The organism is Arthrobacter koreensis, from assembly GCF_009193255.1.
Lineage (GTDB): Bacteria > Actinomycetota > Actinomycetes > Actinomycetales > Micrococcaceae > Arthrobacter_B > Arthrobacter_B koreensis.
Genome location: NZ_WACG01000007.1, coordinates 41,589 through 61,399 on the forward strand (window position 1 = coordinate 41,589; position 19,811 = coordinate 61,399).

Sequence of the window (19,811 nt, forward strand, 5' to 3'; positions counted from 1 at the left end):
TGTGGCCCTGGACGGCCGGAGCACCGGCAGCGGGGGGAATGACCGGACGAATGGCACGCAGGTGCCGGAGGTGGTAGACGAATGAAATTTGATATGGGGTCCTCGACCCTGGGCACACTGACGCAGCAGACGGGACACTCCAATGAGGACCTGGGCCAGCTGGTCCGCAACCTCATGGACGCCGTCACCCCGCTCCAGGGCAAGTTCAACGGCCAGGGCCGGGTGCGCTTTGATGAGTTCAAGGCCCGCACCGATGAGATCGCCAATGAGCTCAACAGCTCCCTGTCGGCGATCCTTATGGGCCAGTCGGAAATGGACCGTTCCTTCCAGATGGGCGACCAGGAGTCCGCGGACAACGCAGCCCAGCAGCAGGGCGCGGCCAGCTTTGACGCCGCACGCTTCGGCTCCTCGCGCTAACTCCGTCCCCTTTCCATAGTCTTAGAGAAGGAATTGCCATGTCCCAGGACCGTTTGAGCTATGACACCGATACTTCCGCTGCCGTGCAGGGAGACATCCAGGCCATTGTTGCCCGGCTTGAGTCCCTGATCGCAGAACGCGAGAAAGCCGTGAACGCGGCTATGTCCGACTTCCAGGCGGACGGCGTCTCCGAGGAGTACCAGGCGGTGGAGAACCGCTTCCGCAATGCCGCCAACGAGACCCGCAACATCATCGCGCTGGTCAAGCAGACGCTTAACCTGAATGACCAGACGGCCTCCAGCGCGGGCTCCCGTGCCAGGAGCGCTGTCCAGAACATTGGCTAGCCGATGAGCTACAACGTCAACCCCGGCGCCGTATCCGGAGTCCTCCAGCAGGTGGCACCCCTGCTGGAGGAATACGGTACCGAATTTGCTGCCGTGGGGGAGAAGATCAGCGAGCTGGCCACGGCCTGCATGGCTGAGCCGGTGGCAACCGAACTGGGTTCCCTCACCGAGAAGCTGATCAACCCGGCTTTCACCAATATTGCCGGACGCTCCTCGAACGCTGTGAACGCGGTCAACAACGTCTTGGCCATCCTGCTCGAATCAGACGGGCAGATGGCCGGCGATGCCCGCGAAGCGTCCATGCGTGCCGCGCAGTCTGCGGCGGACGATCCGCCTCCGGCTCCCGAACCTGCGGCCCACTACGGGCCAGGACCGCAGCCCCTTTAAGCCAGCCGCAGGCCCGACCAGTACTCGTATCCAGTTCAACCCGGGGGAAACCATTGAGCATCGACATCGCAGCGTTCGAGGCTGTGCTGCCGGATCCGGAAGTGATCCGCACCGCGGCTTCCGCGCTGGTCAGCGCCGTCGGCGACGTCGTAGGTACCGCTGAGGAGTCCGCAGCCGCATGGGGACACCTGCAGTCACCGGATGTGTATGACATTGCCGGTTCCGAGGTGGTCTTCAACGCCTTCCGGCCGGTTACGTCCTCCGCCGCCGATCTCGATGCGGACGTCGGTACCGTCGACAAAGCTGTCCTGGCCTACGCGGATACCGTGGATGCCCTGAAGGTGCGGCTGGACGCGGTGAAGGCAGACGCCGCCAACTTCTTCTCCCGGATCCGTGGACGCAGCCAGGACGACTGGGACGACGACGAAGGCCTGATCCAAGCTGAGCAGAACATTATCGGCGACCTGAACCGGCTGTACTCGGACCTCCAGGAAGCCCAGCGCGTCTGCGCCAACGCGATCAGTGCCATCTACGGCGGCCCGAAGTATGTGCTGACCACTGAAGAAGGCGCCGGAACGGGCGAGGTGGAGTTCGGCTTCAGCGGAGAACAGCTCGATGCCGCTGCGGTGGAAGGCAACGTTCCCTGGGGGCAGCCCACCGAATGGGATAAACCCTGGTACCGGGACGCCTGGGACGGCGTGGCCTCCTTTGGCAAGGGTGTTTGGAGCGGTGTTACCGGCACAGTCACCGGACTCGGCAATATGGTTGGTCTCGGCGGCGCGGAGGCCTTCGAACAGACCTGGAAGGGACTGGGGAACCTCGCGGTCAACCTCGCCATCATGACCAGCCCCGTGGTCCAGATTGCCCTGCATGCCAGCGGCAACAGTGACCGTGTTCAGCAGGCGGGGGATGAATTGCTGGCGGTTGGCAAGGCAGCCATCCACTGGGATGAGTGGCAGACCGATCCCGCGTACGCTGCCGGAGCGACGTCGTTCGACCTGGCTTCGATCCTGCTGACGGCCGGTGCGGGTGCTACGGCGAAGGTCGGTTCCGTGGCGGGGAAGATCGGTGACATAGCCAATGCCTCCGGCAAGGTCTCGGCCGTGGTGAATGCCTCTGGCATCGGCAAGGTAGCCGGCGTGACGGTGAAGGTTACCGACGCCGCGCAGGCGTTCAAGATCAATGCGATCACCACGGTGGTGGATACCTCCCGCGTGACCGTGGGGAAGGTCGGCGCTGCGTGGCAGGCAGCGGATCAGTTCCTCATCGACTCGGGCCGGGCGGCTGTGAACAAGGTGGATGCCGCGCTGGCCAACGCCGGCCACGGCCGCTTTGGCACGCCCGCGGTGGCCGCTGCTGGCGGAGGGGGCACCCGCGTCATGGCCTTCACTCCGGATACTCCGCCGGTTCGGACCGGCAGTGGTTCGGGGGGCGGGGCCACCGTCCCGCATTCCACGACGACGCCGGATGCTCCGGTGCGTACGAACGTTCCCGAGTCCTCCGGCGGCGGCCGGACATCCGCTCCGGATGCCCCGGCGCGCAGCAACGGAACTGGCGCCGAACCGCCGTCAGGCAGGCCCGGGCATGCCGTGCCGGAGGACCGCACGCCGTCAGGAAAGACAACGGATACTTCTGCTCCAGCGGCGCACGTTGACGTCGACGACGCACGCCCGGGTGCGAAGGGCGATCCCGACGATGTGCGCCCTGGGGCTGCAGCGGTTGACGATGCTGCCGGCGGACCACGGAACGGTGACGCTGATTCGCCAGCGTCAGCTGACGCGCCGGATGCGCCGGATGCACCAGCGCCCAAGCCCGTTGTGCACTACGACGCTGAGGGCCGGGTAGAGAGGGTGGGCCTCGGGGACCGCACGCATGCTGTCTCGACCCGGAACGACCAGATTGCGCAGCTGCAGCGTTCCCTGGATCCTGCGACGTGGAAGAACACCGACGATTTCCTTGCGACCCATCTTCCGACGGCGGAGTTCCAGGCCCTGGATGGGCTGCGCGGCCCGGACGGTAAGCTGCCGCCGAATGTGGTGGAGACGCAGGTTGCTGACCTGTTGGAGAAGGCTTTCGACGGCGAGGTCCGTGGACCTGTTCGCCCCGATGCCGGCCCGCTGGAGAACGCGCTGCGGGGAATCCCAACTCGCTACTACTACGACCTGACCGATGCGCAGGCGGTCCTGGTGCACGACGTCCGGCATTTGCTGGGCAGCGGGGACATCAGCCAACCGTTCCAGAAGATCATGGGGGCTGAGGATGCCCGCATAGTCCTGGCCAATCAGGACCGCTATGCAGGCAGTATGGGCGGGTTCATCTCGCAGGCGTCGGACACGGCACTACTGCGGACCGTGGACGAGATCATTCTCGGCCTAAGGCTGGATTACGCCCTTCCGCACAACGGCGGAATGCCCTACAAGGTGGGAGAAACCGAAGCCGTGTACGCGGTGCGTTTCCACGCGCAGAACGCAGCCCCCATACACATCCCGGACTATTCCAACCATCTCCGCGTCGAGGAGCTGCGCCGTGACCGGGTCGCAGAGCAGGTCAGAGAGGCCAACGGAGCCCTCACGCCCGAAGATATTCGGCTCATGGAGCAGGATGTCGCAACCTACCGGGAACACGCGAACACCGAAGGGGGAGCAGGAACACTTGCTGACCGCGCGGAATGGCCGAACACCGGTCATGGCCTCACGAGCAGCAGGGTTGAAGCTTTGCCTGTGGTGCCGGAACTCAAGGTCGACAGGGGTGTGATAATGGAATCGGGTGCGGAAATGTGGCGGATCGACAGGGACGGAAACGAAGTATTAGTGGGAGTCTTTAATCAAAAAACTGGATGGATGAGCCTGTAATTATGTGGCGCAAAGACGGGACAAAACTCACAGGAAATTACGGGACATGGAAGGGACGAGAATTTGAGCTGTGGTCGCTGAAGCCATATGAAGGGTATCTGACCTTGGTGCAGAACGGCGGCGATTCGCCAGGACCGGAATGGCACACTGCAACCTTTCCGAACCGATTTGCAAAAACGCCCCTTACCCACAGCTTGGATGTCCCGGCAGACGAAGTTACCAACCGGCACAGCGTCGAGGTGACGGGGAATATGGGTCCGGGACGTAACTTTGTGCTCATCGCGGAAGATGATGAGGGGAATCTGGCTGTGGAAAGCATTGACCCGATGGCTGCGCAGTACAAGCGCCAACTCATCAACAACCACAATTTCAAGCCGTTTAGCGAGAATGAACCGTTGGAACACGTATTTGTCGGTGGCTGGCTTCCCGCAGACCGAGTTCGGGATATCAGAGTAGAAACTATTCCATATGGCACTGACTGATTGACCTACCGAAGGGTAGTAATGACTTTTTTGCAGAAGGCGTTGAGTCCGGCGCATGTTGAGTTCCTGGTAGGTGGTAACCGGGATACGGTTTCGGGGTTTGTGGTGAACGCCGGGGATGCTGTGAATGCGCGGACGCCGGAGGACTTGTTTGCTGTTCACTGCCTGGATTTCCCGGGGTCGCCGTGGGACCGGGGCGCCGGGTACGTTGATGTGCTGCGGTTCCAGGTGCCGTTGTCCGTGTATGTGCACGATGCGGCGGATCCGGAGTTTGTGGACCGTCCGCCGTTTACGGGGACGGGTTTCGCGGCGTGGTCCGGTGGTGTGGTGCCGTCGTATTTCCTGGATGAATGTGCCATTCCGCCGGGAGCCGAGCTGTGGCGTATCCGGGCCGGGCAGCCCGAGGAACTGATTGCCGTCTATTTTGAGGTGGCGACCGGCTGGGGTGTGTCCGATGCCTCGGGGATTTCCAGGCCTGGTACGCATACCCCGTCGCACATTATGGGCTGGTCCGCGGTCTGGCAGGGGCAGGTGTTCCGTGCAGACTTGGTGAATGAAGGCCGTTCCGTTGAAGTGGCGGCCACGTCGGATCCCGGGGTGGAGGGTTTTGAGCGGACCCCGAAGGGGGTTTGGCGCCGGACGGTGGGACTGGGGGAGATCCAGGACTTCTATGAGCTGCTGGCAACGTGTTCGTGGCAGGGTGAGCCGTTCAGGATCACCGACGTAGCCCAGGGCGAGGATGGGCAGGTCTACCGGTTGTTCTATACGGGGCATAACGCGGACCGGGCCGAGGCGTTGGGGCTGAACAAGGCTGATGCCGGCGTGTATTGGACGGTCGTGCCGGAGTCGCAGGTGCAGGATGTTCAGGTGGTCCAGAACCGGTTGCCGTCCCTGGCGTTCCGGGGGTGACCAGGTGAGATTCGCCGAGGAGAAATCCCGGAGATCATTATTGCCGGACGGGGCGAGTATCACGGAGCGTTCCGCTGGGAAGACCTCAGCGACGTCGTGCTGACCGAGCACGATCTGCTGACGCGCTAAGGCATTCCAGCCGCACGGCGCTCCAGGACCTCCCGCTCCCGGTCATTGCGCGCCAGCGAGGCGGCAGCACTGAATTCAGCCCGTGCCTCTTCCGCCCGGCCGAGGCGGGAGAGAAGTTCAGCCCGTACGCTGGGCAGCAGATGCGAGCCGCGGAGCGCACCCGAGGCAGCAAGCCGGTCCACCATCTCCAGAGCCGTTGCCGGACCGGTCGCCATGGAAACCGCAACGGCGCGGTTTAGCTCCACCACAGGAGACGGTGCCAGCCGGCCCAAAGCCTCATACAGCAGCACGATCCGCTTCCAGTTCGTACCCTCCACACTCGGCGCAACCGTATGGCACTGCGCGATCGCGGCCTGCAAGGCATAGTTTCCGCGGCCCCGCCCCAGAGCATCAGCTTGGGCCATGGCAGCCCTTCCGCGCTCAATCTGTGCTCGGTCCCACAGTGTGCGGTCCTGCTCGTCGAGCAGCACTGGGGACCCGTCCGCGCGGGTTCGAGCGCGGAACCTCGATGCCTGGAACTCCATCAGGGCCACCAAGGCGAGGGCCTCAGGCTCCTGCGGAACGAGCCGGGACAGCAGCCGCCCCAGCCGCAGTGCCTCTGCTGCCAGGTCCTGGCGCATCCACGACTGTCCGGCGGACGCAGCGTATCCCTCCGTGAACAGGAGGTAGATCACCGCGAGCACCCCGCCGAGCCGGGCTCCCCACTCATTCGGTACCGGAACATCAAACGGCACCCTGGCCGCCGCCAGCGTCTTCTTTGCCCGGAGAATCCGCTGCTGCACGGCGGCCACCGGAAGCAGGAACAGCCGGGCAATCTCCGCGGTGGACAGCCCACCCACAATCCGCAGGGTCAACGCGACCTGTGCTTCACGGGACAGCACCGGATGACAGGCCACGAAGATGAGTTTCAGGACGTCATCCGGCAGCGGATCCCACTCCGGGGCGGCTTCGTCCCGGAGCTCCCTGCCGAGATCTGTGTAACGGTCCTGAAGTCGCTCCGCCCGCCGCCAGGCGTCAATCGCGCGGCGCTTGGCGACGGCGGTCAACCACGCAGCCGGGTTCCGCGGCACGCCCTCGGCCGGCCACTGTGCCAGGGCCTGAGCCACCGCTTCCTGGGCAACGTCCTCCGCCAGACCCAGATCCCCGGTGGCACGGGCCAGCGCCGCGACAATCCCGGCACCGTCAATCCGCCAAACGGCGTCTATCCTCTGGCGGACTGCCGCGGCCGCTGCGTCCTCACCAGCCGCGTCCTCTGCCGCCGGGTTTACGGAAGTCATAGCGCTATGGGTTCTCGGCGCGCAGCTTCTCTGCCTGCTCGCGCCATCCTTCTTCCTTCTGGATGTACTCGTTGTTCGCGAAGTCCTCAAAGTCGGAAGCATCGGTAACCCGCCGGACTTCCAGCTTCGCGCCGGGGCCAAGCGGGCACCGGCTGGCCCACTCCACAGCCTCCTCCTTGGAGGAAGCCTGGATGATCCAGAATCCGTTGAAGAGCTCGTGGGTCTCGCCATACGGTCCGTCGGTGATCAGCGGCGGGTCCTGGGCGAAGTCCACCAGGAAGTTGGCATCCTCCGTTGCCTCGGCCAGTCCTTCGCCGGCCAGCAGCACTCCGGCGTTGATCATTGACTCGTTGTAGGCGCCCATGGCATTGATGATCTCTTCAAACGGCATGTCCTTGGACGCTTCAACGGCCGCATCAGTGGTCCGCATAATCATCATGTACTTCATGGCATTCTCCTGACCTCTTTGGGGGAGTGCGTTGTGCGCCTCCTACTATGCCGTCGAACCGGCCGCATGGATATCGACAGCCGGCGGGAATTTTTTTCCCGGACCCGGGACGCGCGGCAGCCGGCAGGCCCCGCAAAGCTCCCGCCGCCGTCGTACATACGGCAAGATTGGGTAGGTGAGCACAGCCAAGACCTCCCCCGAAGAAGCCGTCGACGCCGTCAGCACGGACACCCCTCCCAGCGACAGCCTGCGCGAAGAATATGAGACTCTCTCCGACCAGGTGCGGAAGTACCGCTTCGCGTACTACAACGAGGACGCCCCGCTGGTCTCCGACGCCGAGTTCGACCAGCTGTACCGCCGGCTTGAGAAACTCGAGGCACTCCACCCGGAACTGGTGACCAACGATTCCCCCACCCAGGAAGTCGGCGGCGAAGTGTCTGCGGCGTTCGCCCCGGTGGAACACCTCTCCCGCATGTACAGCCTGGAAGATGTCTTCTCGCTGGATGAACTCGACGCCTGGGTCAAGCGCGCCGAAGCGTCCATTGCCTCTATCGCACCCGGGTCGAAGGTCCGCTGGCTGACCGAACTGAAGATCGACGGCCTGGCGGTGAACCTGCTGTACCGCAACGGCGAGCTGGTCCGGGCCGCCACCCGCGGCGACGGCACCACCGGCGAGGACATCACCCACAACGTCCTCACGATTGCCTCCATCCCGCGCCGCCTCCAAGGTGAGAACCTTCCCTCCGAGGTCGAAATCCGCGGCGAGGTCTTTATCCCGTCCAAGGAGTTCACCCGCCTCAACGAGAAAATGGTCGACGCCGGGAAGGCGCCGTTCGCAAATCCGCGCAACGCAGCCGCCGGCTCGCTGCGGCAAAAAGACCCGAAGGTCACTGCGGAACGCCCGCTGAGCATGTACGTGCACGGCATCGGCGCCCGGGAAGGCCTGGGAGCCGCCAGCCAGTCGGAGACCTACGAGCTGCTCAAGGCCTGGGGCCTGCCCACCTCGCCGTATTACAAAGTGCTGGACACCTATGACGAGGTGCTGGAGTTCATCGCTGTGAACGGCGAGCAGCGGCACAGCTTGGCCCACGAAATCGACGGCATTGTGGTCAAGGTGGACGACTTCGCGCTGCAGCGCGCGCTCGGCCACACCTCCCGGGTGCCGCGCTGGTCCGTGGCGTACAAGTATCCGCCGGAGGAAGTGAACACGAAGCTGCTGGACATCCGGGTGAACGTGGGCCGCACCGGGCGCGTCACGCCGTACGGCATGATGGAGCCGGTCAAGGTAGCCGGATCCACTGTGGAGATGGCCACCCTGCACAACCAGGACGTGGTGAAGGCCAAAGGCGTCAAGATCGGTGACACCGTGGTGCTGCGGAAGGCCGGCGACGTCATCCCCGAAATCGTGGGTCCCGTCGTCGCACTCCGCGACGGCAGCGAACGCGACTTCGTAATGCCCACGCACTGCCCCTCCTGCGGCACCGAGCTGAAGCCGGCGAAGGAGGGCGACGTCGATATCCGTTGCCCCAACGCCCGTTCCTGCCCGTCCCAGCTGCGCGAGCGGGTGTTCCACCTGGCCGGACGTGGAGCCTTCGATATTGAGGCACTGGGATGGGAAGCTGCGATCGCGCTGACGTCCCCGGCGGAACCGGAGACCCCGCCGCTGACCAGTGAGGCAGGACTCTTCGACCTGAAAATCGAAGACCTGGCAGACGTTCGGATCGAACGGCCCAAACGATCCAAAGGCGTCGTGGTGGGTACCGAGCTGGTTCCCTACTTCTACACCAAGGGCACCGCGAAGAAGCCCTCCGAACCGTCGGCCACCACCCGCAAGCTCTTCGAAGAACTCGAAAAGGCCAAGTCCCAGCCCCTCTGGCGCGTATTGGTGGCACTGTCCATCCGGCACGTAGGCCCGACGGCGGCACGCGCCCTCGCCACTGCGTTCGGCTCCATGGAGAACATCCGGGCAGCCACCGAGGAGCAGCTCGCGCACGTGGACGGTGTTGGCCCGACCATCGCGGCAGCACTGGAGGAATGGTTCGCCGAAGACTGGCACGTGGAAATCGTCGACTCCTGGGCCCGCGCCGGCGTCCGCATGGCCGACGAACGGGACGACTCCCAGCCCCGCACCTTGGAGGGCCTCACCGTCGTCGTCACCGGCACCCTGCCGAACTTCAGCCGTGACGAGGCCAAGGAAGCCATCATCACCCGCGGCGGCAAGGCCTCAGGCTCCGTCTCCAAGAAAACCGACTATCTGGTGGCGGGGGAGAACGCCGGCACCAAGCTGGACAAGGCTGAGTCGCTGGGAGTTCCCGTCCTGGACGAGGACGGATTCCGCCAGCTGCTTGAAAACGGACCTCTGGACTCAGGTTCGGCCAACAACGCAGAAGACAACGCAGAGGACGAGGAAACCACGCCATGACCAAAGCACCCGCCCCTGACCCGCTGGAACTGCTCGACGTCGCCCGGCAGGCAGCTGCCGCCGGGGCCGCTGTGCTGGCCAAACGGTCGGAGGCGGGGCTGCACGTTGAGAACAAGGGCGCCTCCGGCGACTGGGTTACCGCCTATGACACCGAGGCAGAATACGCGGTCCGGGAGATCATTCACCGGCTGCGCCCCTTCGATGCGGTGACCGGTGAGGAACTGGAGGCCAGCGTTCCGGAGGATCCCTCCGGTATCCGCTGGTCCGTGGACCCGCTGGACGGGACCACCAACTTCATTCGCAACATTCCCTTTTACGCCACGTCCGTGGCCGCGGTGAACGCCGACGGCGAGTGGCTGGCCGGGGTGGTCCACGCACCGGCGCTGGTGCGTGTCTACTGGGCTGCGAAAGGCCACGGCGCCTGGCTGGCAGAGCACGGCACCCTTCGGCAGCTCCACGGCCCGGACCCCGACCGAACGGGCCGGCTGCTGGGCACGGGCTTCTCCTACGAACCTGTTGTCCGCGCCGAACAGTACGCCGCGCTGGGGGAGCTGATGGACGGATTTGCTGACCTGCGCAGGCTCGGCTCGGCAGCACTGGACCTGTGCATGGTGGCTGACGGAACCCTGGACGCCTATGCGGAGAGGGGTCTAAACGAGCACGACTTCGCGGCCGGTGCGCTCATCGCGGAGGAAGCTGGCCTGACGGTCAGCCGTCCCGGCTCGCCGGACCGAAAAATGGGCGACGCCGAGCGGCTGGCAGCGGTGACCACGGCCTGGCTGGTGCCCCCGGCCTAAGCGGGCTCAAGGGTGGCCGTGTGGATGCCGGACGCTTAGTAGGCGCCGGTCCAGGACGGGACAGACGTCTTTGAGTCGACCGTGATCTTGTTCCGGTCCATCACAATGACGTGCCCTTTCCAGTAATGGAAGTTGTCCACCACGGCGTCTTCCATGACCTGGACAATCACGCCCATGGTGCTGCAGCCGTCACAGCGGCTGGCCCCCATGACACGCAGCTTCACGGAGCTGATGCCCTTTTGGCAGCTGACGATCATGCCCGGAGCAAGCCGGATTTCCTGCTTCATGTCTACCCCCAGTAATAGAACTCCGTTGCGAGACCAATCAGCAACGGTGAAGTGAGACTAGCCAAAGATCGCCGGGAAAAGGCCGGTCCGGACTACCCGATTTCTGCCCGAGGCGAAGAATTATGGGTTTCCTGCGTCGGTCTTGAGCAAATCTTGAGCTTTGGGCCACTTGGGCCACACCGGCCCCTCCCGCCGCGGGGATGTAGCGGAGATTTAAGCCCAGAGGAAAGCGGCCGTTGAAGGGGCAGGAATTTGGCGTTCCCGCGCGGATAATGGGACAACTTAGCGAGATCCATGGACCCGGAAGGACGCACCATGCCACGTAAAGTTACAGCGGCATCGCGCAAGCTGGCACCAGTCGTCACCGCACGTGTCCAGGAACAGAAGCTCCAAACGCCCAAGGGCCTGGACACCGCCCGCTTCGCCGCGATTCTCGACGAGCACATAGACTCCGCCCGCGCCAAGATCGACGCCGTGCTTGCGGATATCCGGGAAGTGACTGCGGCTGCCAAGGACACACCTGCGGATGACGAGCATGATCCAGAGGGCACCACCGTCACCGTAGAGAGGGCGAATGAGGTTGCCATGCTCACCGCGCTCGAAGCTTCCCTTGTGGAACTGCTGGACGCCAGGGTGCGGCTCGACGACGGCGCCTACGGAATCTGCGAACGCTGCGGCGAACCCATTCCCGAAGCCCGGCTGGAGATCCGTCCCGAGGCGCGCTTCTGCGTTGCCTGCGCCGCTGCCGCCCGACGCCGCTGATGACCGCCCGCTGACGCCGCCCGCTGACGGGTGCCCGCCTGCCGCCGGACCCTCCGGCCTGAGCCGCTGTGTGCGCCGTCACCACCGGCGCATGGAGGTGCGGGTGCGCCGATAGAATCATCCGTGGAAATCAACCACCACGTAAGGATTCGTAACACCCATGAGCATCACAGTCCGGCGGGCAACACCGGCTGACTATGAAGACATCCGCCGGATCACCCGCGAGGCATACCTCAAGGCGGGGTTCATAGACGCTGACAATCCCTACGTCCAGGAGCTGGAGAACGTTGAACACCGGGACCAGCACGCCGAACTCTGGGTAGCGGAGAAGGACGGCGCCGTGGCTGGTTCCGCGGCCGTTACGTTCGCCGGGCAGCCCTACACGGACATCGCCGTCGAAGGTGAAGTCGAATTCCGCATGCTGGCCGTTGACCCTGCCGTCCAGCGCGGGGGAGTGGGCCGCGCCCTGGTCACCGCAATCGTGGAGCACGCCCGGAGCCTGGACGGAATCCACGCCGTTTCCCTCACCAGCATGACCAGCATGCTCGGCGCGCACAGCATGTACCTGTCCCTGGGCTTCGAGCGCGTGCCCGAAAGGGACTGGACTGTTCCGGGCGAAGACTATGTGCTGTGGGTCTTCCGGCTGGAACTCTAGCTCCCGGTCAAACGCAGGCATCGGCGTCGGACCCTGCCTTCACTCCCGCCGTGAAGCAGCCGCGCCCTGTATGTCCGGGCCACCGAACCGGCAGCCCAAACGCCGTAGACTGGTACGGATACCGGCGTAAGGCCGAAAATACTGCATAAGACGCATGGGAGACTCATGTCTGAGATCAATCGTGAGGCTGTGGCGCATCTGGCGCGGCTGGCCCACATTGAGATGACCGATGACGAGCTGGACAAAATGGCCGGCGAACTCGATGTCATCGTGGATTCGATCAAATCCGTAAGCGAAGTTGCCGGCGAGGACATCCCGGCTACCTCCCACCCGATCCCGCTGGCGAATGTGTTCCGCGAGGATGTCGTGGGGCAGACGCTGACCAATGAGCAGGCCCTGTCCGGTGCTCCGGACAACGCCGAAGGCCGCTTCAAGGTCCCTGCCATCCTGGATGAGGAGTAAAGACTTCCATGAGTGAACTGATTACCTCTCCCGCTGCCGTCTTGGCGGAGAAGCTCGCCGCCCGCGAGGTTTCCGCCGTCGAGGTCACCCAGGCCCACCTGGACCGGATTGCCGATGTGGACGGCGAGATCAACGCCTTCCTGCACGTCAACACCGACGAGGCACTCGAGGTTGCCGCCGGTGTGGACAAGGCCCGCGCTGCCGGCGAAGAGCTGCACACGCTTGCCGGCGTTCCCATCGCCATCAAGGACCTGATTGTCACGGTGGGCCAGCCCACCACTGCCGGATCCAAGATGCTTGAGGGCTGGATGAGCCCGTACGACGCCACCGTGATCTCCCGGATCCGTGCCGCCCGCATGCCGATGCTCGGCAAGACCAACCTGGACGAATTCGCCATGGGTTCCTCCACCGAGCACTCCGCCTACGGCCCCACCCGCAACCCGTGGGACCTGGACCGCATTCCCGGCGGCTCCGGCGGCGGCTCGGCAGCAGCAGTGGCCGCTTTCGAAGCACCGCTGGCCCTCGGCACGGACACCGGCGGCTCCATCCGCCAGCCCGCGTCCGTCACCGGTTCCGTGGGCGTGAAGCCCACCTACGGCGGCGTCTCGCGCTACGGTGCGATCGCCATGGCCTCCTCACTGGACCAGATCGGCCCGGTGTCCCGGACCGTGCTGGACGCCGCGCTGCTCCAGGAAGTCATCGGCGGACATGACCCGCGCGACTCCACTTCCCTGACCGACCCGGTGGGCAACCTTGCCGAAGCCGCCCGCAACGGCAGCGTCGCAGGTATGCGCATTGGCGTCATCAAGGAACTGCAGGGTGAGGGCTACCAGCCCGGCGTGCAGGCCCGCTTCGACGAGTCCCTGGAACTGCTCAAGGACGCGGGAGCGGAAATCGTTGAGGTTTCCTGCCCCAACTTCAAGTACGCCCTGGGCGCCTACTACCTGATCATGCCCTCGGAGGCCTCCTCCAACCTGGCGAAGTACGACGGCGTCCGTTACGGCATGCGCCGCCTGCCCGCCGACCCGCCGCTCACCATCGAGCGCGTCATGGGCGCCACCCGCGCCGCCGGTTTTGGCGACGAGGTCAAGCGCCGCATCATCCTGGGCACCTACGCCCTCTCCGCCGGCTACTACGACGCCTACTACGGCTCGGCCCAGAAGGTCCGCACCCTGATCCAGCGCGACTTCAGCGCCGCCTTCGCGCAGGCTGACGTGCTGATCTCCCCGACCTCGCCGAACACCGCGTTCAAGCTGGGGGAGAAGCTGGACGATCCGCTGGCCATGTACCTGAACGACGTCGCCACCATCCCGGCCAACATGGCCGGCGTGCCCGGCATCTCCATCCCCGGCGGCCTGGCCGACGGACTGCCGGTGGGCATCCAGTTCCTGGCACCGGCCCGCGAAGATGTGCGTCTGTACCGTGCCGGCGCGGCACTGGAAGGCCTGCTGGAGCAGAAGTGGGGCGGCCCGCTGCTTGCCTCGGCACCCGTACTCGGAGGAGGAAAGTAATGTCCGTGCACACCCAGGAAGAGACCCTTCCCTTCGAAGAGGCCATGGAGAAGTACGACCCGGTGCTGGGATTCGAGGTCCACGTGGAGCTCAACACCAAGACCAAGATGTTCTCGGACGCTCCGAACGTGTTCGGCGACGAGCCCAACACCAACGTGACCCCCGTGGACCTTGGCCTGCCCGGCGTGCTGCCGGTGGTGAACAAGACCGCCGTGGAGTACTCGATCCTGATCGGCCTGGCGCTGAACTGCAAGATCGCCGAATCCTGCACCTTTGCCCGGAAGCAGTACTTCTACCCGGACACCCCCAAGAACTTCCAGACCTCCCAGTACGAAGACCCCATTGCGTACGACGGCTGGCTGGACGTTGAGCTTGAGGACGGCTCCGTGTTCCGAGTCGAAATCGAACGCGCGCACATGGAAGAGGACGCCGGAAAGCTCACCCACATGGGCGGCGCCGCGGGGCGTATCCAGGGCGCCGACTTCTCCCTGGTGGACTACAACCGTGCCGGTGTCCCGCTGGTGGAAATCGTCACGAAGCCGATTGAGGGCGCCGGTTCCCGCGCGCCTGAACTGGCCAAGGCCTACGTGGCAGCCATCCGGGAAATCGTGAAGAACCTCGGTGTTTCCGACGCGAAGATGGAGCGCGGCAACGTCCGCTGCGACGCGAACGTTTCCCTGCGCCCGCACGGCCAGGAAAAGTTCGGCACCCGCTCGGAAACCAAGAACGTCAACTCGCTGCGCGCCGTCGAACGCGCCGTCCGCTTTGAGATCCAGCGGCACGCCGCCGTCCTCGAATCCGGTGAGAAGATCGTCCAGGAAACGCGCCACTGGCACGAGGACACCCGTTCCACCACCTCGGGCCGGCCGAAGTCCGACGCCGATGACTACCGGTACTTCCCGGAACCGGACCTGCTGCCCGTGGTCACCACGGAAGAGTGGATCGAGGAACTGCGCTCCCGGCTGCCCGAGCCGCCTGCCGAGCGCCGCAAGCGCCTGAAGGCAGACTGGGGCTACTCCGACGCGGAGTTCCGTGACGTCGTCAACGCCGGCGTGATGGAAGCCATCGAAGAGACCATCGCAGCCGGCGCCTCCGCCCAGGTGGCCCGCAAGTGGTGGATGGGCGAAGTCGCCCGCCGTGCCAAGGAAGCCGAAGTCGATCCGGTGGACACCGGCGTGACGCCCGAGCTGATCGTTGAGCTGGACCGCCTGGTCCAGGCCGGCAAGATCAACGACAAGCTGGCCCGCCAGGTCCTCGACGGCGTCCTCGCCGGCGAAGGAACCCCGGAGGAAGTCATCGAAAAGCGCGGCCTGGCAGTGGTTTCTGACGACGGCGCCCTGCTCGAAGCCATCGACGCCGCCCTCGCGGCAGCACCGGACGTTGCGGACAAGATCCGCGGCGGCAAGATCCAGGCCGTCGGCGCGATCGTCGGCGGGGTCATGAAGGCAACCCGCGGACAGGCAGACGCCGGCCGCGTCCGGGAGCTGATCCTGGAACGCCTGGGCGTTTCCGCCTAGCTGCACCAAACCTGGAACGGCCCCGGGGCCGGTGCTGACGGTCAATCCCACCCGATGCACCGGAACCGGGGCCGTTCCGCGTCTGCAGCCCTGCCGCTGCGCCCGGCGCCAAGGTAGGGTGCCAGGCATGCCAACGTCCCAGCTCCGGGTTGATGCGGGGCTGGTCCGCGGCTTGCTGCAGGCCCAGCAGCCCCAGCTGGCGGACCAGTCGGTTACTCCGGTGGGTGACGGCTGGGTCAACCACGTTTTCCGGCTGGGCCGCGAGTATGCCGTCCGCCTTCCCCGGCGGGATGAGGCGGCCGAGCTGATGGCCAAAGAGCAGCAGTGGCTGCCGCAGCTCACCGCCGGACTGGCAACGGCAACCTCCGTGCCGATTTACTGCGGGGTGCCCCAGGAACCGTATCCCTACCCCTGGAGCATCAGCTCCTGGTATGACGGACTCGATGTGTCCCTGCAGCCCAGGGACCGCAACGTGACGCTGGCGGCTCCGCTGGCAGCGTTCCTCAATGCCTTCCATAAACCGGCCCCGCCGGACTATCCCCGTAATCCCGCCGTTGGCGGTCCGCTGGCCTCCCGGGACCAGGCCGTGCAGGAACGGCTGCACTCCGGGATGGTGCCGCACGCGGCCCGGGTCGAGGAGCTCTGGGCAGAGGCGCTGGAACTTCCGGGCTGGAACTCTGGGCCGGTATGGCTGCACGGGGACCTGCACCCGGCCAATCTCATTTCAGGCAGCGGGACCCTGCAGGCCGTAATCGATTTTGGCGACCTCACTGCGGGAGATCCCGCCGCTGACCTTGCCGCGGCCTGGCTGGTGTTCGACGCCGCGGGACGCCACGCGTTCCGTACCTTCCTGGACGGCCGGTACGACGCCGATCCGGCCATCTGGCTGCGGGCCCGCGGCTGGGCGCTGTGCATGGCGTCCAACCTGCTTGCGGGCGCGCAGCGCCACCCCGGGCTCTACCTGGTGGGCTCGGAGACCCTCATGGAGATCCTCACGGATGACCTCTCCTGGCTCTAGGACGCGTGCCAGAATGGGCTATGCCCATTTCCTGGAGTCACTCCGTCCGTGTCCAGACCGAAGGGGACGGGCACGTCACGGAGGACACCTGCGGCTATGCAGCCGCCAGCGCCTGGGTTATTGACGGGGCAACGTCCCTGCTGCCGGAACTGGACCTCCCCGGAGCGTCCAACCCGTCCTGGTATGCCCGGACCCTGGACCTGCTGCTCAGCGAAAGCGCTGGTGCCCAGCCGGGCCCCGAAAGTGGTTCCGAGGCCGGAGGCGTACTGGCTGATGCCCTCCGCGGGGTAGCCCGGGTGGCCGAGGAGAGGGCCGGAAATGAGCACAAACGGTTTCCCAGTGCGGCCCTGGCCCTCGCGCAGCTCACCAGGGAAGGCGTCGACGTGATGGTATTGGCAGACTGCCACGCGGCAGTGGAACTGGAGGACGGATCAGTCGTGCACGTGACAAGCGAACCTGCGGACCAACGTGTCCACAGCGAACACCCCGCCAATCCTGACCAGGCGCTGGAACTGCTCCGCCGGGACCGGGAGCTGCGCAATACCCCGGGACGACTCTGGGTTGCCCGGCGTGAGCCGGAAGCGGTGCAGCACGCTCACCTGGTGCGGCTTCCCGCACCGCGGCGCGTGGTCCTTGCCTCCGACGGCGCGTGGCGCGCGGTGGACCTGGGCCTGGTGGATGGGCCCGGGAGTTTCCTCCGGGCGGCATCAACGCCCGTTGGAGCGCAGCAGCTGATGCTCGAACTCCGCCGCCGACAGGAAGCGATTGGGGAAAAAGCCGACGACGCGACGATCCTCACGGTGGTGCCCGGTGCCTGAGATTCCCGTACTCATCATTGGCGGCGGCATCGCCGGACTTTCCCTCGCCTCGCGCCTGGCCCGGGAGACCGGCGTCGTGCTCCTGGAAGCCGAGAACGAACTTGGCTACCACACGTCCTCGCGCTCCGCGCGGCAGCTCATTCCCAGCTACGGGCCGCCGGTAGTCCAGGACCTCACTGTTCGCACCCTTGCCCTGATCCGCGAACTGGAGGCCGGCCTGCCCGAGCCGATCCTGCGGCCCAGGTCCTTCATGCTCGTGGGCCGCGAGGAGGACGTCCGGGACAGGGCGAGCGGGCATATGCACCCGATCACCATCGCCGAGGCGACGGGCCTGGCCCCGGAACTGGCCGCCGGCAGCTTTGAGGCCGCAGGGCTGGACACAACATCCGTTTCCTGCAACACGGACATCCTGATGGATTGGCACCGGGCCCGGATCCTGGCCGGCGGGGGCCGTATCCTCACCGGACGCCGGGTGGATGCCGTCAGCGGCGGCGAGGGGGAGTGGCTGGTCTCTGCGGGCGGGGACACTTTCAGCGCGGCGGTAGTCGTGAACGCGGCCGGTGCCTGGGCCGATTCAGTGGCGGGCCTGTTTGGAGTCCGCCCGCGCGGACTCCAGCCATACCGGCGAACCGCCGCAATAGTCGAGGCCGGCAATCCGCCCGCTGCGGACGGTCCGATGGTTGCAGGCGCGCTGGACAACTTCTACTACCGGCCGGACCTTGAAGGTGTGCTGATCTCCCCGTCCGAAGCGGTTCCCAGCCCGCCGGAGGACGCCCGGCACCGGCCTGAGGACGTGGCAGACCTGGTAGGACTGGTCAACTCGCTGACCCGCCTTGAGTTGGGACGAGTTGTCCGAGCCTGGACAGGGCTGCGCACGCAGGCCGCTGACGGTGTGCCCGTGGTGGGTTTCGACGACGCCGTTCCCGGCTTCTTCTGGCTGGCCGGACAGGGCGGCTACGGGTTCCAAACCTCGTCCGGAATAGCCGAACTAGCCGCCGCGCAGCTGCTTGGCCAGCGGCCTTTCCTGGACGTGTCTGAAGCACTTTCCCCCATGCGTACGGGGCTGTGACGAATCTCTCATCCCAGACGGATAACGAATCGCGGAAACGGCGCGGGAATGGTCATTTGAAGGGCACGGGAAACCTACAGTTGAAGGGCAGGCCGGCTCCGGCCAATTTCCTATTTCAGTCCTGCTGTTTGTGCTTTTGAGAGGTCTCGTCAGTGCCAGAAATCATGCCGCCGCAGCTAGCGGGCGTGCAGCAGCGTCCCTTCTACGTCAAAGCCCGTTCCGTGATTACCGTGGTGAGCCTGGTGTGGCTTGTCCTGGCAGTCGCGGGGTATGGATCCTTCTCCGGCGGGACGACTTCCCTGGCCCTGTCCCTGGCCATGATGTATGGAACGGGCGTGGCAATCCTGGTGGTGGTTTCCGCTGCGTACCGGCTTCTGAAGCGCTCCGCCGTGCGCAGGGTTGAACATTCACCCGAAGATGCAGCTGCTGCAGCGTTCATTGATGCGACCCGGTTTGCTGCCGAAGAAATCCGCGCGGCCCTCACCCCGGCGCGTCCCGGAACCCGTCCGGCAGTGTCCCCGTGGGCCGCGGACACCGCGCAGGTGGCTGCCGCCGTCCCGGTCCTCCGTGAACCCGGTGCCGAAGGTGCATTTGCCCGCGAGCTGCTGGGGCGCAGGCATGGCGCCGGGGGCGCCTCCGCGGTAGCTGGTCCTGCCGTCGCTGCGGACGCTGATCCAGCGCCGGCCGCGGCTGCACCCCACCTCCCCGCGAAGGCTGCGGGCACACCCGATGCGCCTGCCCCCGAGGCCACGACCCAGGCCGCGAAGAATACGTCCGCAGGCAAGTCAGTGGTGAACAAGAGAGCTTCGTCCAAAAAGAAGAAGGGCAGCAAGCCTCGCCCGGTCCAGGCGAACAGCCAGGGCGGCAAGCAGGCTTCGGCTCAGGCCGGCGGCAAGGGCAGCGGCAAAAAGACCGCGGCTCCGGCTGCAAAGAAGGCAGCTTCTTCCGGAAAGGGGCCGGGCAGCGAGACCGCACATCAGGCCTGCAGCGGCCCCGCAGCAGGCCAGGATATGAAGCGCGCAGCGTAGGCCTCCTGCCACTCTCAGGAAGTTGCCAGCTTGCTGACAGGAGCTTTCCAGACCGCTGTCCTAACGTAGTTATTACCTCATAAGGGTGCGAGTGATGAATGGATAGCGTAGTGAACTATCCGGCGCCGGCAGACTAGGGTTGTTCCCCCCAACCAACCCCACAGTCTGCCGGCGTTCTTCATGTCCGGGGTCTTTTGTTCCTCTCATCCGGGGGCTTTCA

The 19,811-nt window shown here is 65.4% G+C and carries 20 protein-coding genes; 17 read left to right on the top strand and 3 right to left on the bottom strand.

Features of this window, described 5'->3' with window-relative positions:
* Window positions 1-81: 81 nt before the first annotated feature.
* The 6 genes from GD628_RS14200 to GD628_RS14225 are packed head-to-tail and all read left to right on the top strand — an operon-like array spanning window position 82 to window position 5,391.
* The gene (locus GD628_RS14200; RefSeq protein WP_055240353.1) at window positions 82-417 is read left to right on the top strand and encodes a hypothetical protein; all 336 of its coding nucleotides are present in this window, start codon (window positions 82-84) and stop codon (window positions 415-417) included.
* Window positions 418-455: 38 nt separating this feature from the next.
* Window positions 456-761 carry a pore-forming ESAT-6 family protein gene (locus GD628_RS14205; protein ID WP_091606437.1) on the top strand — a complete coding sequence of 102 codons (306 nt, stop codon included), beginning with the start codon at window positions 456-458 and terminating at the stop codon, window positions 759-761.
* Between the two features lie 3 nt (window positions 762-764).
* Window positions 765-1,148, top strand: coding sequence for a DUF6507 family protein (locus GD628_RS14210; RefSeq protein ID WP_091606435.1), 384 nt, complete (start codon window positions 765-767; stop codon window positions 1,146-1,148).
* A 53-nt stretch (window positions 1,149-1,201) separates the two neighbouring features.
* The gene (locus tag GD628_RS14215; protein ID WP_152275188.1) at window positions 1,202-4,000 is read left to right on the top strand and encodes a hypothetical protein; all 2,799 of its coding nucleotides are present in this window, start codon (window positions 1,202-1,204) and stop codon (window positions 3,998-4,000) included.
* A complete protein-coding gene (locus GD628_RS14220) occupies window positions 3,985-4,482 on the top strand; it encodes a hypothetical protein (protein WP_152275189.1) in 498 nt (165 codons plus the stop codon). The genes GD628_RS14215 and GD628_RS14220 overlap by 16 nt, the downstream gene beginning before the upstream one ends.
* A gap of 21 nt (window positions 4,483-4,503) precedes the next feature.
* On the top strand, window positions 4,504-5,391 hold the full coding sequence (locus GD628_RS14225) for a hypothetical protein (protein ID WP_152275190.1): 888 nt from the start codon (window positions 4,504-4,506) through the stop codon (window positions 5,389-5,391).
* Between the two features lie 125 nt (window positions 5,392-5,516).
* Here the strand turns inward: GD628_RS14225 and GD628_RS14230 are convergent, their stop codons facing one another.
* Together GD628_RS14230 and GD628_RS14235 are read right to left on the bottom strand one after the other, a co-directional pair.
* Window positions 5,517-6,797 carry an RNA polymerase sigma factor gene (locus tag GD628_RS14230; protein ID WP_152275191.1) on the bottom strand — a complete coding sequence of 427 codons (1,281 nt, stop codon included), beginning with the start codon at window positions 6,795-6,797 and terminating at the stop codon, window positions 5,517-5,519.
* Between the two features lie 4 nt (window positions 6,798-6,801).
* Window positions 6,802-7,245, bottom strand: a complete 444-nt coding sequence (locus GD628_RS14235) for a YciI family protein (RefSeq protein WP_152275192.1) — start codon at window positions 7,243-7,245, stop codon at window positions 6,802-6,804.
* 175 nt (window positions 7,246-7,420) lie between these two features.
* Here GD628_RS14235 and ligA point away from each other — a divergent pair, with 175 nt between their 5' ends.
* The gene (gene ligA / locus GD628_RS14240) at window positions 7,421-9,667 is read left to right on the top strand and encodes an NAD-dependent DNA ligase LigA (protein WP_152275193.1); all 2,247 of its coding nucleotides are present in this window, start codon (window positions 7,421-7,423) and stop codon (window positions 9,665-9,667) included.
* Window positions 9,664-10,464, top strand: a complete 801-nt coding sequence (locus GD628_RS14245) for an inositol monophosphatase family protein (protein ID WP_152275194.1) — start codon at window positions 9,664-9,666, stop codon at window positions 10,462-10,464. Before ligA ends, GD628_RS14245 begins: the two co-directional genes overlap by 4 nt.
* 35 nt (window positions 10,465-10,499) lie before the next feature.
* Here GD628_RS14245 and GD628_RS14250 read toward each other — a convergent pair whose 3' ends face one another.
* Complete coding sequence (locus GD628_RS14250; protein WP_091606418.1) at window positions 10,500-10,751, bottom strand: hypothetical protein; 252 nt, start codon at window positions 10,749-10,751, stop codon at window positions 10,500-10,502.
* 315 nt (window positions 10,752-11,066) lie between these two features.
* On the opposite strand from GD628_RS14250, the gene GD628_RS14255 reads away from it, so the two are divergent.
* From GD628_RS14255 to GD628_RS14295, 9 genes are all read left to right on the top strand, one after another.
* Entirely contained in the window at window positions 11,067-11,513 is a 447-nt protein-coding gene (locus GD628_RS14255) for a TraR/DksA family transcriptional regulator (protein WP_091606942.1), read from the top strand.
* Window positions 11,514-11,673: 160 nt separating this feature from the next.
* A complete protein-coding gene (locus GD628_RS14260) occupies window positions 11,674-12,168 on the top strand; it encodes a GNAT family N-acetyltransferase (RefSeq protein ID WP_152275195.1) in 495 nt (164 codons plus the stop codon).
* A 165-nt stretch (window positions 12,169-12,333) separates the two neighbouring features.
* Complete coding sequence (gatC, locus tag GD628_RS14265) at window positions 12,334-12,630, top strand: Asp-tRNA(Asn)/Glu-tRNA(Gln) amidotransferase subunit GatC (protein WP_091606413.1); 297 nt, start codon at window positions 12,334-12,336, stop codon at window positions 12,628-12,630.
* A gap of 8 nt (window positions 12,631-12,638) precedes the next feature.
* A complete protein-coding gene (gatA, locus tag GD628_RS14270; RefSeq protein ID WP_091606411.1) occupies window positions 12,639-14,141 on the top strand; it encodes an Asp-tRNA(Asn)/Glu-tRNA(Gln) amidotransferase subunit GatA in 1,503 nt (500 codons plus the stop codon).
* Window positions 14,141-15,658, top strand: a complete 1,518-nt coding sequence (gene gatB / locus GD628_RS14275) for an Asp-tRNA(Asn)/Glu-tRNA(Gln) amidotransferase subunit GatB (RefSeq protein ID WP_091606402.1) — start codon at window positions 14,141-14,143, stop codon at window positions 15,656-15,658. The genes gatA and gatB overlap by 1 nt, the downstream gene beginning before the upstream one ends.
* A gap of 127 nt (window positions 15,659-15,785) precedes the next feature.
* Entirely contained in the window at window positions 15,786-16,676 is an 891-nt protein-coding gene (locus GD628_RS14280; protein WP_152275196.1) for an aminoglycoside phosphotransferase family protein, read from the top strand.
* 20 nt (window positions 16,677-16,696) lie between these two features.
* Window positions 16,697-17,494, top strand: a complete 798-nt coding sequence (locus GD628_RS14285) for a protein phosphatase 2C domain-containing protein (RefSeq protein WP_152275197.1) — start codon at window positions 16,697-16,699, stop codon at window positions 17,492-17,494.
* Window positions 17,487-18,563, top strand: coding sequence for an NAD(P)/FAD-dependent oxidoreductase (locus GD628_RS14290; RefSeq protein WP_152275198.1), 1,077 nt, complete (start codon window positions 17,487-17,489; stop codon window positions 18,561-18,563). The genes GD628_RS14285 and GD628_RS14290 overlap by 8 nt, the downstream gene beginning before the upstream one ends.
* A 164-nt stretch (window positions 18,564-18,727) precedes the next feature.
* On the top strand, window positions 18,728-19,591 hold the full coding sequence (locus tag GD628_RS14295; protein WP_193313287.1) for a hypothetical protein: 864 nt from the start codon (window positions 18,728-18,730) through the stop codon (window positions 19,589-19,591).
* Window positions 19,592-19,811 lie beyond the last annotated feature (220 nt).

What these genes read in the sequence shown, in the direction of transcription:
- GD628_RS14225 (WP_152275190.1), top strand. Translation starts at nt 4,504, where the DNA reads ATGACTTTTTTGCAGAAGGCGTTGAGTCCGGCGCATGTTGAGTTCCTG.
- GD628_RS14260 (WP_152275195.1), top strand. Translation starts at nt 11,674, where the DNA reads ATGAGCATCACAGTCCGGCGGGCAACACCGGCTGACTATGAAGACATC.
- GD628_RS14220 (WP_152275189.1), top strand. Translation starts at nt 3,985, where the DNA reads ATGGATGAGCCTGTAATTATGTGGCGCAAAGACGGGACAAAACTCACA.
- gatC (WP_091606413.1), top strand. Translation starts at nt 12,334, where the DNA reads ATGTCTGAGATCAATCGTGAGGCTGTGGCGCATCTGGCGCGGCTGGCC.
- GD628_RS14235 (WP_152275192.1), bottom strand. Translation starts at nt 7,245, where the DNA reads ATGAAGTACATGATGATTATGCGGACCACTGATGCGGCCGTTGAAGCG.
- GD628_RS14205 (WP_091606437.1), top strand. Translation starts at nt 456, where the DNA reads ATGTCCCAGGACCGTTTGAGCTATGACACCGATACTTCCGCTGCCGTG.
- GD628_RS14285 (WP_152275197.1), top strand. Translation starts at nt 16,697, where the DNA reads ATGCCCATTTCCTGGAGTCACTCCGTCCGTGTCCAGACCGAAGGGGAC.
- GD628_RS14245 (WP_152275194.1), top strand. Translation starts at nt 9,664, where the DNA reads ATGACCAAAGCACCCGCCCCTGACCCGCTGGAACTGCTCGACGTCGCC.
- gatB (WP_091606402.1), top strand. Translation starts at nt 14,141, where the DNA reads ATGTCCGTGCACACCCAGGAAGAGACCCTTCCCTTCGAAGAGGCCATG.
- GD628_RS14255 (WP_091606942.1), top strand. Translation starts at nt 11,067, where the DNA reads ATGCCACGTAAAGTTACAGCGGCATCGCGCAAGCTGGCACCAGTCGTC.
- gatA (WP_091606411.1), top strand. Translation starts at nt 12,639, where the DNA reads ATGAGTGAACTGATTACCTCTCCCGCTGCCGTCTTGGCGGAGAAGCTC.
- GD628_RS14200 (WP_055240353.1), top strand. Translation starts at nt 82, where the DNA reads ATGAAATTTGATATGGGGTCCTCGACCCTGGGCACACTGACGCAGCAG.
- GD628_RS14210 (WP_091606435.1), top strand. Translation starts at nt 765, where the DNA reads ATGAGCTACAACGTCAACCCCGGCGCCGTATCCGGAGTCCTCCAGCAG.
- GD628_RS14280 (WP_152275196.1), top strand. Translation starts at nt 15,786, where the DNA reads ATGCCAACGTCCCAGCTCCGGGTTGATGCGGGGCTGGTCCGCGGCTTG.
- GD628_RS14295 (WP_193313287.1), top strand. Translation starts at nt 18,728, where the DNA reads ATGCCGCCGCAGCTAGCGGGCGTGCAGCAGCGTCCCTTCTACGTCAAA.
- GD628_RS14250 (WP_091606418.1), bottom strand. Translation starts at nt 10,751, where the DNA reads ATGAAGCAGGAAATCCGGCTTGCTCCGGGCATGATCGTCAGCTGCCAA.
- GD628_RS14230 (WP_152275191.1), bottom strand. Translation starts at nt 6,797, where the DNA reads ATGACTTCCGTAAACCCGGCGGCAGAGGACGCGGCTGGTGAGGACGCA.